The sequence below is a fragment of the Pelistega sp. MC2 genome, assembly GCF_900099475.1.
Classification (GTDB): Bacteria; Pseudomonadota; Gammaproteobacteria; order Burkholderiales; family Burkholderiaceae_B; genus Taylorella; species Taylorella indica.
On sequence record NZ_LT628275.1, the window covers coordinates 611673 to 626771 of the forward strand.

At 37.3% G+C, this 15099-nt stretch carries 16 protein-coding genes; all 16 read left to right on the top strand.

Annotated features, from left to right (window positions below; genetic code table 11):
- Window positions 1-67: 67 nt before the first annotated feature.
- Window positions 68-1780 (top strand): 30S ribosomal protein S1, encoded by a 1713-nt coding sequence (rpsA, locus tag BQ4443_RS08410; protein WP_071058562.1) that lies wholly within the window; start codon window positions 68-70, stop codon window positions 1778-1780.
- 2 nt (window positions 1781-1782) lie between these two features.
- Window positions 1783-2079 carry an integration host factor subunit beta gene (locus tag BQ4443_RS08415; protein ID WP_023953246.1) on the top strand — a complete coding sequence of 99 codons (297 nt, stop codon included), beginning with the start codon at window positions 1783-1785 and terminating at the stop codon, window positions 2077-2079.
- Window positions 2080-2408: 329 nt separating this feature from the next.
- Window positions 2409-2744: a LapA family protein gene (locus BQ4443_RS08420; protein WP_071058563.1), complete on the top strand. Its 336-nt coding sequence runs from the start codon at window positions 2409-2411 to the stop codon at window positions 2742-2744.
- Window positions 2745-2761: 17 nt separating this feature from the next.
- Window positions 2762-3982 carry a lipopolysaccharide assembly protein LapB gene (gene lapB / locus BQ4443_RS08425; protein WP_023953242.1) on the top strand — a complete coding sequence of 407 codons (1221 nt, stop codon included), beginning with the start codon at window positions 2762-2764 and terminating at the stop codon, window positions 3980-3982.
- The gene (gene rfaE1 / locus BQ4443_RS08430) at window positions 3979-4911 is read left to right on the top strand and encodes a D-glycero-beta-D-manno-heptose-7-phosphate kinase (RefSeq protein ID WP_071058564.1); all 933 of its coding nucleotides are present in this window, start codon (window positions 3979-3981) and stop codon (window positions 4909-4911) included. The genes lapB and rfaE1 overlap by 4 nt, the downstream gene beginning before the upstream one ends.
- Entirely contained in the window at window positions 4908-5894 is a 987-nt protein-coding gene (gene rfaD, locus BQ4443_RS08435; protein WP_071058565.1) for an ADP-glyceromanno-heptose 6-epimerase, read from the top strand. Before rfaE1 ends, rfaD begins: the two co-directional genes overlap by 4 nt.
- A gap of 230 nt (window positions 5895-6124) precedes the next feature.
- Entirely contained in the window at window positions 6125-7189 is a 1065-nt protein-coding gene (locus BQ4443_RS08440) for an ABC transporter substrate-binding protein (RefSeq protein WP_071058566.1), read from the top strand.
- Window positions 7190-7270: 81 nt separating this feature from the next.
- Window positions 7271-8086, top strand: a complete 816-nt coding sequence (locus BQ4443_RS08445; protein WP_023948907.1) for an alkaline phosphatase family protein — start codon at window positions 7271-7273, stop codon at window positions 8084-8086.
- Window positions 8083-8919: an ABC transporter permease gene (locus BQ4443_RS08450; RefSeq protein ID WP_023948905.1), complete on the top strand. Its 837-nt coding sequence runs from the start codon at window positions 8083-8085 to the stop codon at window positions 8917-8919. The genes BQ4443_RS08445 and BQ4443_RS08450 overlap by 4 nt, the downstream gene beginning before the upstream one ends.
- Before the next feature lie 15 nt (window positions 8920-8934).
- Complete coding sequence (locus BQ4443_RS08455) at window positions 8935-9729, top strand: ABC transporter permease (protein WP_023948903.1); 795 nt, start codon at window positions 8935-8937, stop codon at window positions 9727-9729.
- Window positions 9729-10721: an ABC transporter ATP-binding protein gene (locus tag BQ4443_RS08460; RefSeq protein WP_023948901.1), complete on the top strand. Its 993-nt coding sequence runs from the start codon at window positions 9729-9731 to the stop codon at window positions 10719-10721. Before BQ4443_RS08455 ends, BQ4443_RS08460 begins: the two co-directional genes overlap by 1 nt.
- Before the next feature lie 98 nt (window positions 10722-10819).
- Entirely contained in the window at window positions 10820-11239 is a 420-nt protein-coding gene (locus BQ4443_RS08465; RefSeq protein WP_071058567.1) for a ComEA family DNA-binding protein, read from the top strand.
- 5 nt (window positions 11240-11244) lie between these two features.
- A complete protein-coding gene (gene cysM / locus BQ4443_RS08470; RefSeq protein ID WP_071058568.1) occupies window positions 11245-12147 on the top strand; it encodes a cysteine synthase CysM in 903 nt (300 codons plus the stop codon).
- A 178-nt stretch (window positions 12148-12325) separates the two neighbouring features.
- Window positions 12326-13300, top strand: a complete 975-nt coding sequence (locus BQ4443_RS08475) for a P-type ATPase actuator domain-containing protein (RefSeq protein WP_023948895.1) — start codon at window positions 12326-12328, stop codon at window positions 13298-13300.
- On the top strand, window positions 13300-13458 hold the full coding sequence (gene ccoS / locus BQ4443_RS08480; RefSeq protein WP_031273966.1) for a cbb3-type cytochrome oxidase assembly protein CcoS: 159 nt from the start codon (window positions 13300-13302) through the stop codon (window positions 13456-13458). Before BQ4443_RS08475 ends, ccoS begins: the two co-directional genes overlap by 1 nt.
- Before the next feature lie 161 nt (window positions 13459-13619).
- The gene (gene ccoN, locus BQ4443_RS08485; RefSeq protein WP_023948893.1) at window positions 13620-15089 is read left to right on the top strand and encodes a cytochrome-c oxidase, cbb3-type subunit I; all 1470 of its coding nucleotides are present in this window, start codon (window positions 13620-13622) and stop codon (window positions 15087-15089) included.
- Window positions 15090-15099: the final 10 nt, after the last annotated feature.

Below are 15099 nucleotides of genomic sequence, written 5' to 3' on the forward strand. Positions count from 1 at the left end.
CCTTATCGTTTTTGATATTATGCAATGGTTGGTGTGTTTTTACAGCATATGCTGTTGGATATTTTTAATGTCAACTATCAATTTACAAGACGCCTTAGGTGGCGAAAGCTTTGCAGACTTATTTTCTGAAAGTGTTAAAAATCAAGATATGAAATCAGGTGAGGTGATTTCAGCCGAAGTTGTACGTGTTGAGCACAATTTCGTTGTTGTAAACGCTGGTTTAAAATCAGAGTCTTACATTCCTCGTGAAGAATTCTTAAACGATCAAGGCGAAATCGAAGTTCAAGCTGGTGACTTCGTATCAGTAGCCATTGATTCTTTAGAAAACGGTTATGGCGACACAATTCTATCTCGTGATCGTGCAAAACGTTTATCTGCTTGGTTATCATTAGAAAAAGCGCTTGAGTCAGGCGAAATGATTACAGGTACTATTACTGGTAAAGTAAAAGGTGGTTTAACTGTTATGACTAACGGTATCCGTGCTTTCTTACCAGGTTCTTTGGTTGACGTACGTCCAGTAAAAGACACAACACCATACGAAGGTAAAACAATGGAATTTAAAGTTATTAAGCTTGATCGTAAGCGTAATAACGTTGTTTTATCTCGTCGTTCAGTGCTTGAAGACAATATGGGTGAAGAGCGTCAAAAACTTCTAGACAATCTTCAAGAAGGTTCTGTGGTTACTGGTGTGGTTAAAAATATCACTGACTACGGTGCATTCGTTGATTTAGGTGGTATTGACGGTCTATTACATATCACTGATATGGCATGGCGTCGTGTTCGTCATCCATCAGAAGTATTAACAGTTGGTCAAGAAGTTGAAGCTAAAGTTCTTAAGTTTGATCAAGACAAGAACCGTGTTTCTTTAGGCGTTAAACAATTAGGCGAAGATCCATGGGTTGGTTTAGCTCGTCGCTACCCAGAAGGTACTCGTTTATTCGGTAAAGTAACTAACTTAACTGACTACGGTGCATTCGTTGAAGTTGAAACAGGTATCGAAGGTTTAGTTCACGTTTCTGAAATGGATTGGACAAACAAAAACGTTGATCCTCGTAAAGTTGTTAGCCTAGGTGAAGAAGTTGAAGTTTCTGTATTAGAAATTGATGAAGAACGTCGTCGTATTTCTTTAGGTATGAAACAAACTCGTGCTAATCCTTGGGAAGAGTTTGCTAATAACTACAAAAAAGGCGACAAAATTAAAGGCGCCATCAAATCAATTACTGACTTCGGTGTATTTATCGGCTTAGATGGTGGTATTGATGGTCTAGTTCACCTATCTGACTTATCTTGGAATGAGCCAGGTGAAGAAGTAGTTCGCAACTACAAAAAAGGCGATGAAATTGAGGCTGTTGTATTAGATATTAATACTGAAAAAGAACGTATCTCTTTAGGTGTTAAACAACTAGAAGGTGATCCATTCACTAACTATGCAGCGGCAAACGACAAAGGTGCTTTAGTATCTGGTGTGGTTAAATCAGTTGAACCTAAAGGCGCTGTTGTTACATTAGACGTTGATGTTGATGGTTACTTACGCGCTTCTGAAATCTCTTCAGGTCGTGTTGAGGATGCTACAACAGTTCTTAAAGAGGGCGATAAAGTAGAAGCGATGATTTTAAACATCGATCGTAAAGCGCGCTCTATTCAATTATCTGTTAAAGCTCGTGATAATGCTGAAACAGCAGATAAATTAGAAAGCCTAAATGATGCAGCAGCATCTTCTGGTACAACTAATTTAGGTGCTTTATTAAAAGCAAAATTAGATCAAGCTAAAGACGAATAATTGTGACAAAATCAGAGCTTATTGAGGCCCTAGCAGCGAGTTATCCACAACTCGCTGTGCGCGATATGGATTTAGCCGTCAAAACAATGCTAGATGCGATGACTGACTCATTAAGTCAGGGACAGCGTATTGAAATTAGAGGTTTTGGTAGCTTTTCTTTATCGCAACGTGCCCCACGTGTAGGACGTAACCCTAAAACTGGTGAGCAAGTGGAAGTACCTGGAAAACGTGTACCTCACTTCAAAGCAGGTAAGGAGTTACGAGAAAGAGTGGATTTTGTATTTAAGAGCAAGGGATAACCTTAATGGATTTTATCGCTTAGGACTATCTTTGAGCTGTCTTTAATACCAAACCCGGATATTGATGAATATTCGGGTTTTTTCATGTCTGTTGTATTTCCTAGGCTAGTATGTGGAAATTTAGCAGTCTAAAGATTTCAGAGAAAGCCATCATCATTTAATGCAGTAAAAATATTATCGGTAGATAGGCTATCAGCATAACCTCACCCACTAATAAATCACCGGAAGGGGTGGTCACTCTTTATTTGCCTACGTTTTTTGACATTGCACTAATGATATATTTGTTAAAATCTTATACAATAAAATAATTCTTAAAAAGAGGATTTTGTATGCGCTACATTATTTGGGCTCTACGTTTAGTTGTTTTTATACTTATCGTTTTATTTGCGACCAAAAATACGCAAACTGTCGTCGTGAGTTTTTATGGTAGTTGGGCAATTGATATTCCCCTAATCTTAGTAATTTTAGGTAGTTTTATTTTAGGTGCACTTTATATGTATCTACTTTCTTTACCTACCCGTTTTACCCGTAGTCGAGAAATTAGTCGTCTAAAAGGTGAAGTACAAGATTTACAAACTAATTTGCAAAATGTTCAGCATGTAAGTCAATCAAATACGGCGGTTACAGCAGTCGTGCCTCCAGATGGTTTTGTAGCTAATCGCTAAGCGATTGAGGTGATATTTTGGATTTTGAAAATTGGTGGTTAATTATTGTTCCTATCGTTTTTGGATTGGGATGGTTTTCGTCGCGTTATGATTTACGTCAGATGGTTAGTGAGTCTAAACATTTGCCTAATTCATATTTCAAAGGATTGAATTTCTTATTAAATGAGGATCATGATAAGGCAATTGATGCTTTTGTTGAGGTAGCCAAATTAGATACGGAAACTACTGAATTGCACTTTGCCTTGGGGAGTTTGTTTCGACGTAGAGGGGAAATTGATAGGGCAATTCGTGTTCATCAAAGTCTCTTAAATCGTGCTGATCTGCCTGCCAAAGATCAAGAGCAAGCTCGTTTTGAATTGGCGCAAGATTATTTGAAAGCAGGCATGTTTGATCGTGCCGAAGTAGCATTTAAAAGTATTTCTGACGGGCCTCATGTGTTAGCGGCAACGCGATCATTAATTAGGATTTATGAAGCAGCACATGACTGGCCTAAGGCAATTGAAACAGTCAAACAATTACAGGGGCTATTGGCAGAGCCCATACCTCAAGTAGTACATTATTATTGTGAGTTAGCTGAGCAAGCTTTGTCTAGCAAATCTCCTAAAATAGAAGTGGCACAAAGTGAGATTGAGCAAGCGGAAAATGCTTTGGTTCAGTTAGAAAAAGAAGCGAGTTTCCACTCTACAGCTACTAGAGCAAGGATTATCATGTTGCAGGCAAAGTTGGCTACACTTGCAGGTAATCTCTCAGAGGCTAGGGCCCAATTAGAGACTATTCTTACTTTAGCACCTGAATATGCAGGATTAATAGCTCAATCCTTATTGGATAATTATGCTCAATCTAATGAAATTAAGCAGGCGATTGATTTACTACAAAAACATTATCGTCAATATCCTTCCCTTGACTTGTTTAATGTGGTGTTTAAGGCATTAAGAAATCATGTAGGTGCTACACCAGCATGGGATTTTGCTCGTGAATCGTTGTTATTATCACCTTCCTTATTAGGCTTAGATAAATTATTGGAAGCAGAGCTGAAAGCAGAAGATTCTGAAAAAAAACAAGTATTAGCAGAATTAGATATTGATTTGCTAAAAAAAATGATTAATAAACATACACAGCGCTTAGATCGTTATGCTTGCAGTCATTGTGGTTTCCAAGCAAGGGCATTTTATTGGCAATGTCCAGGGTGTAATCTTTGGGAGACCTATGCACCTAAGCGTCTTGAGGAATTATCATGAGTGTTTATCCATTAGAACAAATTAAACAAAAAAAAATTCTAGTGATTGGCGATTTAATGTTGGATCGTTATTGGTTTGGTGAGGTTGATCGTATTTCACCAGAAGCGCCAGTACCTGTGGTGCATGTCGCTAAAAAAGAAGATAGACTTGGTGGAGCAGCCAATGTTGCTCGTAATATTTGCGCCTTGGGGGCAAAAGCAACTTTATTAGGCATTGTTGGTGCCGATGAGGCAGGTGCCAAAATTAGACTCTTGTGTGAAGAGGCTGATATTGATGCACACTTGGTTATTGATACCACTATCGATACTACATTAAAAATGCGCGTATTGGGGCGTCAACAGCAATTACTGAGAATCGACTTTGAATACCCCCCGACAGAGGAAGCATTAACGAAAGTAGATACTGAGTTAGCACACCTAATTGATAGGCATGATGTATTGGTGTTGTCAGACTATAACAAAGGCGTTTTATCTCGTGTTCAAGCGATGATTGCTTATGCACGTGAAAAAGGAAAACCTATCTTAGTAGACCCTAAAGGAACGAATTATTTGCGCTATAAAGGGGCTAGTCTAGTTACACCTAACCGTTCTGAAATGATGCAGGCTACGGGTGGTGCATGGCATAGTGAAGAAGAGTTAAGTGACAGAGCTCAGCAAATGCTTGAGTCATTAAATCTAGAAGCTTTATTAGTTACTCGTTCAGAGCAAGGGATGACACTATTTACGCCAAAAGAACGTTATCATGTAGATGCTCAAGCACAAGAAGTTTATGATGTGTCAGGTGCTGGTGATACAGTTCTGGCGACAATTGCTGTGACGCGAGCGGTGGGCATGCCTTGGGCACAGGCGATTGAATGGGCAAATAAAGCAGGTGGTATTGTTGTAGGTAAATTGGGAACTTCAATTGTCACTGCAGAGGAATTATTATGATTATCGTAACAGGTGCTGCTGGTTTTATCGGTAGTAATATTGTCAAAGGCTTAAATAACCGCGGTGAGACCGATATTATTGCGGTGGATGATTTAACAGATGGACTAAAATTTGTTAATTTGGTTGATTGCCAAATTGCTGATTATTTGGATAAAGATGATTTTCGTCAACGTATCAAAGAGGATCGTTTACCTGAAGTGAGAGCTATTATTCATCAGGGGGCTTGTTCTGATACGACAGAGCAAGATGGACGTTATATGATGGATAATAACTATCGAGTGACGTTAGAGTTATTTGAATATTGTCAAGCCAAACGAATTCCATTTATTTATGCCTCTAGTGCTGCCGTATATGGTGCTTCTGAACACTATGCTGAAAATCTAAAAAATGAGAAGCCATTAAATGTTTATGGCTATTCTAAATTTTTATTTGATCAGGTAGTACGTAAACGATTTAAAAATCTAACGGCACAGGTAGTTGGCTTACGCTATTTCAATGTCTATGGACCAAGAGAACAACATAAAGGTCGTATGGCTTCCGTGGCTTTTCATCATATGAACCAATTCAAAAAAGATGGGTACTTAAAGTTATTTGGTGCTTATGATGGTTGGGGTAACGGTGAGCAAAGCCGAGATTTTATTTCCGTAGAAGATGTAGTTAAAGTTAATCTATTTTTCTTAGATAATCCCGGCAAATCAGGTATTTTTAATTGTGGTACTGGTCGAGCTCAACCATTTAACGATGTTGCACGTGCAGTGATTTCACATTTGGGTAATGAGGAATTGAGTTTGGCAGAAATGGTGGCACAAGGGAAATTACACTATATTGAATTCCCTGATGACTTAAAAGGTCGCTATCAGAGTTTTACACAGGCGGACTTAATGAATCTAAGGGCTATTGGCTATAATGAAGCCTTCTTGGATGTACACGAAGGTATTGGTCGTTATATTGCTGAATTAAAAAAATTAAATAGACTCCCTTAATATAACAAGTGTACTTGATTGATAAAACCGAAGATTTTTCTTCGGTTTTTTTTATATTTTTTAGCGATAAAAATATTGTTTAATAAGCATTGATAATTAGTCATGATAAGCGTGTTGAATGCTTTTTATTTGAGGGTAAAAATGGTTATTTTTTTTCATCATTTTGACATCTTTAATTGCTACAGTATGTCACTCGTCATTAAGACGATTTTCGTGCAATAGGGATAATCATGAAAGTATTTAAGCTAACAATGTTAAAAACAGTAATGGCTATAGGTTTATCTGCGCTAGTATCAGGTAATGTTTTGGCAAATATTGCTGACTTAGAAAAAGCCGCAAAAGCTGAGGGAGAAGTAAATAGTCTAGGTATGCCTGATAGCTGGGCAAACTGGAAAGATACTTGGGTTCAATTAGAACAGAAATATGGTCTAAAACATGTCGATACCGATATGAGTTCTGCTCAAGAAATTGCTAAGTTTGATGCTGAAAAAAAGAATGCTAGTGCTGATATTGGTGACGTTGGTGCATCATTCGGTCCTTTAGCTGTTAAAAAAGGTGTCACACAAGCTTATAAAACTAGCTATTGGGATGATATTCCTGCATGGGCCAAAGACCAAGATGGACATTGGTTATTAGCCTATACTGGTACTATTGCGTTTATTGTAGATAAAAATTCTGTTAAAGATATTCCTCATAGCTGGGCAGATTTAACAAAAGGTAAATATAAAGTCACCATTGGGGATGTGAGTGCTGCTGCTCAGTCAATCAATGGCGTTTTGGCGGCTAACTTTGCTTTAGGTGGTGATGAGAAAGATTTGACACCCGCATTGAATTATTTTGGCGAGTTGGCAAAACAAGGTCGTTTAGGATTAACAAACGTTAGTATTCAAAACCTCGAAAAAGGTGAGGTTGAAGTAGCTGTAGTTTGGGATTTTAATGGCTTAAATTATCGTGATCAAATTGATGCTAAACGATTTGAAGTATTAATTCCTTCTGATGGTTCAGTGATTTCTGGTTATAGCACTATCATTAATAAATATGCTAAGCATCCAAATGCGGCTAAATTAGCACGTGAATATATTTTATCTGATGAAGGTCAAATTAACTTGGCGCGCGGTTATGCACGTCCAATTCGTGCTGAAAAAATTAAATTACCAGAGGATGTTCAACAAAAACTTATTCCTGCTGAACAATATGCCAAAGCACAACCAATCAAAGATGCAGCAGCATGGGAAGTATCATCTAAAAAATTACCACAACTTTGGCAAGAGCACGTCATTATTAACATGAAATAATGATAGTTGAAAAATAACAATATATTTTTATACGGTTGAGAGATTTAATCTTAACCGTATTATTTATTCTGTTAGTGTGTGATGAAACATCAAAAAGTAATATTAGTTATCTTAGATGGTTTAACCTATCGCGTAGCTGCAGACATGATGGGATATTTACAAGCTGAATGCAACGAGAAAAAGGGGTGCTTATATCAGCTACGTTGTGAATTACCATCAATTTCTAGGCCTTTATATGAGTGTATTCTGACTGGTAAAAAACCAGTAGAGAGTGGTATTGTGAATAATCAAGTGACTCGATTATCTACACAAAAAAGTATTTTCCATTATGCACATGAAGCTGGGTTAAAAACAGCGGCGGCTGCCTATGCATGGATAAGTGAATTATATAATCGTACGCCTTTTAATCCATTAGTAGATAGGCATGTCGAAGATGAAAGTTTACCTATCCAGTATGGTCACTTTTATTACGAAGATCACTATCCAGATAATCATTTATTTGCTGATGCAGAGCATTTAAGACGTACTAAACAACCTGATTTTCTATTAATTCATCCAATGAATATTGATGATGCAGGGCACCGTTTCGGTAAGGATAGTAAAGCCTATAGAAATTCAGCAAGAAGAGCGGATGATTATTTGTCACATTACTTACCCACATGGCTAGAAGAAGGGTATCAAGTTTTAGTAACATCTGATCATGGTATGAGTGATGAAGGATCGCATGGCGGACTTGATGATGATGAGTGCTTAGTTCCTTTATTTGCTTTTGGGAATTGTTTTTCATTAACTCAAGCCAGTATTTTACAAACCGAGTTGTGCGGAACGGTATGCCAACTTTTAGGTGTACCACATGATAAGCCAGTAGCTCAGCAAATGCTTATTGATGAGAAATGAATAATAAAAAAATAGCTTTACTTGCCTTAATTCCATTTGCAGTCTTTTTCTTATTGTTTGAATTTGCACCGTTACTATGGGTCGCAGTGAATAGTTTTTATGTAGAAGATATAGGCTGGGGTATTCAGAATTATGTGGATATTATTAGTTCTAAATTCTATGTACAGTCCATGATTTATTCTATAAAAATTACATGGTGGTCGAGTCTTTTTGGTTTAGTTATTGCGATTATTGGTACTTATTCATTAACCACATTGAAGTTTTCTAAACTCCATCATTTTTTGATATCGTTCAATACTGTTGCTAGTAATTTTGCCGGTATTCCATTGTCTTTTGCATTCATTATTTTAATCGGTGCAAATGGTGCATTTAATTTAATCTTAAAGCATTTTGGTGTTGATATTATCAATCTCTATTCGCAAACAGGCATTATTATTATTTATACCTATTTCCAAATTCCTCTTGCTGTATTGCTGTTATATCCAGCTTTTGATGCCATTAAAAAGGAATGGCAAGAGGCAGCAATGTTGATGGGTGCAAGTCATCTAGCGTATTGGCGCTATATTGTAATTCCAATGTTGAGTCCTGCACTATTGGGAACGTTGGTGATTTTGTTTGCAAATGCTTTGGGTGCGTATGCCACTATTTACGCACTGACCAGTGGTAATTTTAATGTGATGCCTATTCGGATTGGTGCTTTGGTCTCTGGAGATGTTTCATTGAATCCATATATGGCGAGTGCTTTGTCCGTTTATTTAATTGCGATGATGATGTTAATTGTGATTGCTCAACGTTACATTGCGAAAAGATATCATTATGTTAATAAAGCTTAGTAGGGGAGATTGTCAATGAAAAAATCTGCTCTTGTTTATCATTATAGTGTGTTGTTATTATTATTTTTTATTTTGGCTTTACCCATAGCAGGAACGTTTTTATATTCTATTTCTTCCAGTTGGAATACTACTGTATTACCAGATGGTTTAACCTTAAAATGGTATGGTCAATTGTGGGCTGATTTGCGATTCGTTTGGTCTTTTGTGAGATCACTGATCATTTGTTTTGCGGCCGTAGTTATTGCTATCGTACTAATTTTTCCAGTGGTTTTTGTGGTTAATTATTATTTCCCTAAATTAAAACTACTGATGCAGTTTGCTATTGTATTACCATTTGCCGTACCTCCAATTGTCTCTTCGGTGGGGTTGTTACAGCTCTATGCAGATGATCCCTTAACGTTGACAGGAACACCTTGGATTTTAATTGGGTGTTATTTTACGATTGCACTTCCATTTATTTATCGTGCTATTGAGAATAATATTCAAGCGATTAATTTGCATGACCTAATTGATACTGCTGTTCTATTAGGAAGTAGCGTAACGAAGGCCGTTTTTTTAATTATTTTACCTAATCTAAAAAAAGGCATCTTGTCAGCCATTTTTTTATCGTTTTCATTTTTAATTGGTGAGTTTATTTTTGCCAATATGTTGGTAGGTAGTCAATTTGAAACGTTGCAAGTGTATTTGTATAACTCTAGAAATATGAGTGGGCATTACTCGAGTGCTATTGTAATGTCATATTTTGCACTTATTTTGATTGCTACATGGATAGCGAATTATATTAATAAAGATAATTTAAAAGGAAAGTAATGTCATTTTTGTCCGTAAACCAACTTGAGAAGTCTTATGATAAACAGACTATTTTTGCAGGAATTAATTTTCAGGCGGATAAAGGAGAGTTAGTTACTTTATTAGGGCCTAGTGGGTGTGGTAAGTCGACATTATTACGTTGTATCGCAGGATTAACAGAGATTAGTGGGGGCAAAATCGTTTTAAACCAAAAAGAAATTACCCATATGCCACCACAGAAGCGAAATATTGCTATGGTTTTTCAAAACTATGCATTATTTCCTAATATGACTGCATTTGAGAATATTGCTTTTGGTTTAAAAATGCGCCAGTTGGATAAAAAAATTATTCATCAAAAAGTTACCCATATGCTTGAATTAGTTGAGCTTACTGATTTTGCTCAACGATATCCACATCAATTATCAGGTGGTCAATGCCAGCGAGTTGCTTTGGCGAGAGCATTAGTGGTTGAGCCAGATTTGCTGTTATTGGATGAACCTTTATCTGCCTTGGATGCAAAAATTCGTAAGCATTTACGCGAGCAAATTCGTCATATTCAACAGCAATTAAAGCTTACGACTATTTTTGTGACTCATGATCAGGAGGAAGCTTTGTCTCTCTCTGATAGGATTGTGTTGATGGATAAAGGAGAGATTGTTCAAAATACTAAAGCTATAGAGCTTTATTTGGCTCCTAAAAATCAATTTGTGGCAGGATTTATCGGTCATTACAATATACTTACACAAGAGCAAGCCAATCGATTATTCGCAGAAACTATTACAACATCGTTGGCTATACGGCCAGAAATTATTAGTTTGTCTAGGTTACCGCAAGCTATCAATGGCACAGTAATATCACGTCATATTTTAGGTAATATTGTTCGTTATCGAGTTAATTGCCATGACATATTATTAGTAGTTGATTGTTTAAATATTTCTGAAGCCGACTATTTTCATGAAGGGGAGCGTGTGGGAGTTAGTATTCCACTATCGTTAGTTCAATCACTTGCTTAGTGTGGAAAGTTACGTATTTGTACGGATAGATACGTTTATCTAGGATTCTTTTCTTATCAATATTCATTGTTTATTCTGTGCTTTTTGGAGTGGAGAATATGAATAAAATAATGATAGTTTTGATAGCGTTTTTTTCATTTATTCAAATGAGTTTTGCCATTAATATTAATCAGGCTAATAAGGAAGAGTTGCTTGAGCTTAAAGGTGTTGGTGAGAAGACGGCTACGTTAATCGTTGAGGAAAGACAAAAGAATGGTGCATTTATCAGCATAGAAGATGTAGGTAGACGGATTAAGGGCTTAGGTAAGAAGAAACTTGATAAACTAGTTAAGCAAGGTTTACAAGTAGAGTCTGAAAAGAGGAGGCAAGAATCTGAGCCTCGGCAACTTTACAATTCCTCCTCTGCAGCAGTTAAAAAAAGTGAACAGATTTATAAACATGTAACTATTCTAGATATGACGTCTTCTTCAAGAAATAAACTTGATACAATGATGGTCAGACCTAAAAAACGTGAATAATAACTATGAAATCTTATCCAACAGTTGCGGATACTATTGGTGCTACACCATTGGTTCGTTTGCAACGAATTGCGGCAGATATTTGCCAAAAAAATAACAACATTATCTTAGCAAAGTTAGAAGGTAATAATCCCGCGGGTTCAGTGAAAGATCGTCCTGCACTATCTATGATTGAAGAGGCGGAGCGTTCTGGAAAAATTAAACCTGGTGATACGCTTATAGAAGCAACTAGTGGTAATACAGGTATTGCGTTAGCTATGGCAGCAGCAATTAAGGGTTACCATATGATTTTGATTATGCCAGATAACCTGTCAGTTGAGCGTCGAGTCTCTATGAAAGTTTATGGTGCCGAGCTAATTTTAACTAAAGCTTCTGAAGGTGGGATGGAGCATGCGAGAGATCTTGCATTAAAAATGCAAGAAGAGGGTCAAGGCGTAGTCCTCAATCAATTCGCCAATCTTGCCAATCCTCTGGCTCATATTAAAGGGACAGGTCCAGAAATTTGGCAACAAACTGAAGGGCAAGTCAGTCATTTTATTTCTGCTATGGGTACGACGGGAACAATTACGGGTGTGGCGACTTACTTAAAGCAACAACGCTCTTCTATTCAAGTTATAGGGGCACAACCGTCACCAGGAGCATCGATACCCGGGATTAGAAAATGGTCTGACGATTATCAGCCAGAGATATTTAAGCCTGAATTAATTGATGCTTATGAATTGATTGGACAAGCAGAAGCGGAACAAATGGCAAGTAGATTAGCCAAAGAAGAAGGAATTTTTGCTGGTATTTCGTCTGGTGGAGCACTAGTAGCAGCATTAAGAGTGGCTGAACGTGTACAAAATGCTACGATAGTCTTTATTATCTGTGATAGGGGAGATCGTTATTTGTCTTTAGGTATTTATTAAAATCGCGTAATAGAGGCTATTTTCTAATAATGGCCTTTAAAACCGAGTGTTTTTATCAAGTAAGAGTTAAAAACTAGATAAATATCAAAGTTTTCTTTGTAATAATTTACCCTAGTTCGAGTTGCCTGCTTTATAATATAGGGATATCCATATTTATTAGATATGGTATTAATTGAAAATGAAACCAGTATCCATTTTTGCTATACCATCCGATTTGCCACAAGATGAGCGTATGAAGCGTAGACAATTGTTAGCACGCTTGGGATTCGCTTGGCTTATTATGATGCAAGTGATGATGTTCGCTTTTCCTGGTTATATGCGAAGTGATTTTTTGCATAGTGAAAGCTTGGCGACGTTGGATGTGGCCATTGTGGTCATGAACTGGATTAGTTTGGCGCTAAGTATACCACTCATTCTGTACTGTGCTAAGCCAGTCTGGGCAGGTCTATTTGAAAGAAGTATAAATGGATCTTGGATAAATATGAACACACCAGTCGCTCTAGGGATTATTGTTTCCTTTGTACCTAGCGTTATTGCTACCTGGACTCATCGTGGAGAAGTTTATTATGAGTCTATTGCTATGTTTGTCGCTTTTTTATTGACAGCTAGGTATTTAGAGTATACGGCCATTCAATCGGCTAAATTTTCTCCTAGCAATGTGGATCCATTATTAGAGCAAACTCGCCAAGTACTTAGCAAAAAAGCGGATAAGGTTGCGTTTGTGTTTATTGTTGCACAAATCATATTGGCGATAGTAACGGCTGTCGTATGGTATCTCTATATTGATCAATCTCACTCAATTGCTGTGTTGGTAGCTTTATTTGTGATGAGTTGTCCTTGTGCGATGGCTATGGCCGTACCAACGGCTTCATCAGCTGCTCAAGCTGTTTTTCTAAGTAATCCCTCTTACAGCAATGACCAAAAAGAAAAAATTATTCAAGAAACGGTGCATTGCGCAAATCAAAATTTATATGGTTCATTGGTGTGGCATTTGCTAATGACCCCATTGGCGATGGCAGGTATTGTTGCACCATGGTTAGCGGCAATTACAATGTTGATTTCCTCTTTAGCTGTGGCGTGGAATGCTTACCGTCTCTATAAAAGATTAATTAAAGAAACTGAAATGCATATGGTATTGGAAATGGTGAACTAATGGATGCCTTTTTTCTTTTAATACTTTTTTCAATTTTCTTTATTATTATTATTGGCGCTGTTCTTTATTGGGCTGTATTTTCTGGGCAATATGACAATGTTCAAAAAAATGCGAGGTCTATTTTAGAGGACAACGACTCAATAAATTCGGATGAGTAGTTTGTTATTGAAGATATTTTGCAGTAAACCTAGGTAAATTACTTATTTGAATGAAATTTTTTGTAAAATCTTGTCAGTTTCAAACTTGCGTTAGATAAAACAAAAGGCAAGATGATACAAATTAGAGGGAAATAGTTGTTTTTTTATAAGAGGAAGATCCTATGCGTACTTTAAGCGCTAACGATACCGAAACCTTTAACTATAAGGTAGTTCGGCAATTCGCGATTATGGCTGTGGTCTGGGGTATTGTAGGTATGCTAGTTGGGGTGTTTATCGCCGCACAATTAGTATGGCCACAATTAAGCTTTGTTGACTTTTTAAGCTATGGTCGTTTACGTCCATTACATACAAATGCGGTTATTTTCGCATTTGGTGGTAGTGCTTTATTTGCTACATCATACTACGTAGTACAACGTACCTGTCATACTCGTTTATTCGCGAGCGGTTTAGCAGCGTTTACTTTCTGGGGATGGCAAGTAGTGATTGTTGCTGCAGCAATTACATTACCAGCTGGTTTCACAAGTACCAAAGAATATGCTGAATTGGAATGGCCAATTGATATTCTAATTACATTGGTTTGGGTGGCTTATGCGATTGTGTTCTTCGGCACAATCTTCAAACGTAAAGTTAAGCATATCTATGTAGCGAATTGGTTCTATGGTTCTTTCATTTTAACGATTGCAATGTTGCATATCTTTAATAACTTAGAGATGCCTGTAGCTGGTGAGTGGTTTAAATCTTACTCAGCATATGCAGGTGTACAAGATGCAATGGTTCAATGGTGGTATGGGCATAATGCGGTAGGATTCTTCCTAACAACAAGTTTCTTGGGTATGATGTATTACTATGTGCCTAAGCAAGCTGGTCGTCCAGTATTCTCATATCGTTTATCAATCGTTCACTTCTGGGCATTAGCGTTCACTTATATGTGGGCTGGTCCTCATCACTTACTTTATACATCATTACCTGACTGGACTCAAAGTCTAGGTATGGCATTCTCATTAATCTTACTTGCTCCATCATGGGGTGGTATGATTAACGGTATCATGACTTTATCTGGTGCATGGCATAAACTTCGTCAAGATCCTATCTTAAAATTCATGGTGGTGGCTTTATCATTCTATGGTATGTCAACATTTGAGGGATCTATGATGTCAATCCGTACAGTAAATGCCTTATCACACTATACTGAATGGACTGTCGCTCACGTACACTCTGGCGCGTTAGGTTGGGTTGCAATGATTACCTTTGGTAGCTTGTACTATACTATTCCTCGCTTATGGGGTCGTACAGAAATGGCAAGTAAAGGTTTAGTTGAGATTCACTTCTGGATTGCTACTATTGGTGTTGTACTTTATATTGCCTCTATGTGGGTAGCGGGTGTAATGGAAGGCTTAATGTGGCGTTCTGTAGAAGACGACGGTACATTGACTTATGCTTTCGTTCAAGCACTTGAAGCTAAAAAGCCATTGTTAATGATTCGTTTCCTAGGAGGATCTTTATTCCTAACAGGTATCTTATTAATGTTCATTAACGTCATTATGACTATCAAGGGTCATAAAGTGGTAAACCCTGTTGTTCCAGCTCCACATGTTGATCGTGAAGAGCTAAATACTCCTACAGCGGTTTAAGGAGAATAAT

Coding starts and splice junctions, on each gene's coding strand:
- rpsA (WP_071058562.1), top strand. CDS start 68: ATGTCAACTATCAATTTACAAGACGCCTTAGGTGGCGAAAGCTTTGCA.
- BQ4443_RS08420 (WP_071058563.1), top strand. CDS start 2,409: ATGCGCTACATTATTTGGGCTCTACGTTTAGTTGTTTTTATACTTATC.
- rfaE1 (WP_071058564.1), top strand. CDS start 3,979: ATGAGTGTTTATCCATTAGAACAAATTAAACAAAAAAAAATTCTAGTG.
- rfaD (WP_071058565.1), top strand. CDS start 4,908: ATGATTATCGTAACAGGTGCTGCTGGTTTTATCGGTAGTAATATTGTC.
- BQ4443_RS08440 (WP_071058566.1), top strand. CDS start 6,125: ATGAAAGTATTTAAGCTAACAATGTTAAAAACAGTAATGGCTATAGGT.
- BQ4443_RS08445 (WP_023948907.1), top strand. CDS start 7,271: ATGAAACATCAAAAAGTAATATTAGTTATCTTAGATGGTTTAACCTAT.
- BQ4443_RS08450 (WP_023948905.1), top strand. CDS start 8,083: ATGAATAATAAAAAAATAGCTTTACTTGCCTTAATTCCATTTGCAGTC.
- BQ4443_RS08455 (WP_023948903.1), top strand. CDS start 8,935: ATGAAAAAATCTGCTCTTGTTTATCATTATAGTGTGTTGTTATTATTA.
- BQ4443_RS08460 (WP_023948901.1), top strand. CDS start 9,729: ATGTCATTTTTGTCCGTAAACCAACTTGAGAAGTCTTATGATAAACAG.
- BQ4443_RS08465 (WP_071058567.1), top strand. CDS start 10,820: ATGAATAAAATAATGATAGTTTTGATAGCGTTTTTTTCATTTATTCAA.
- cysM (WP_071058568.1), top strand. CDS start 11,245: ATGAAATCTTATCCAACAGTTGCGGATACTATTGGTGCTACACCATTG.
- BQ4443_RS08475 (WP_023948895.1), top strand. CDS start 12,326: ATGAAACCAGTATCCATTTTTGCTATACCATCCGATTTGCCACAAGAT.
- ccoS (WP_031273966.1), top strand. CDS start 13,300: ATGGATGCCTTTTTTCTTTTAATACTTTTTTCAATTTTCTTTATTATT.
- ccoN (WP_023948893.1), top strand. CDS start 13,620: ATGCGTACTTTAAGCGCTAACGATACCGAAACCTTTAACTATAAGGTA.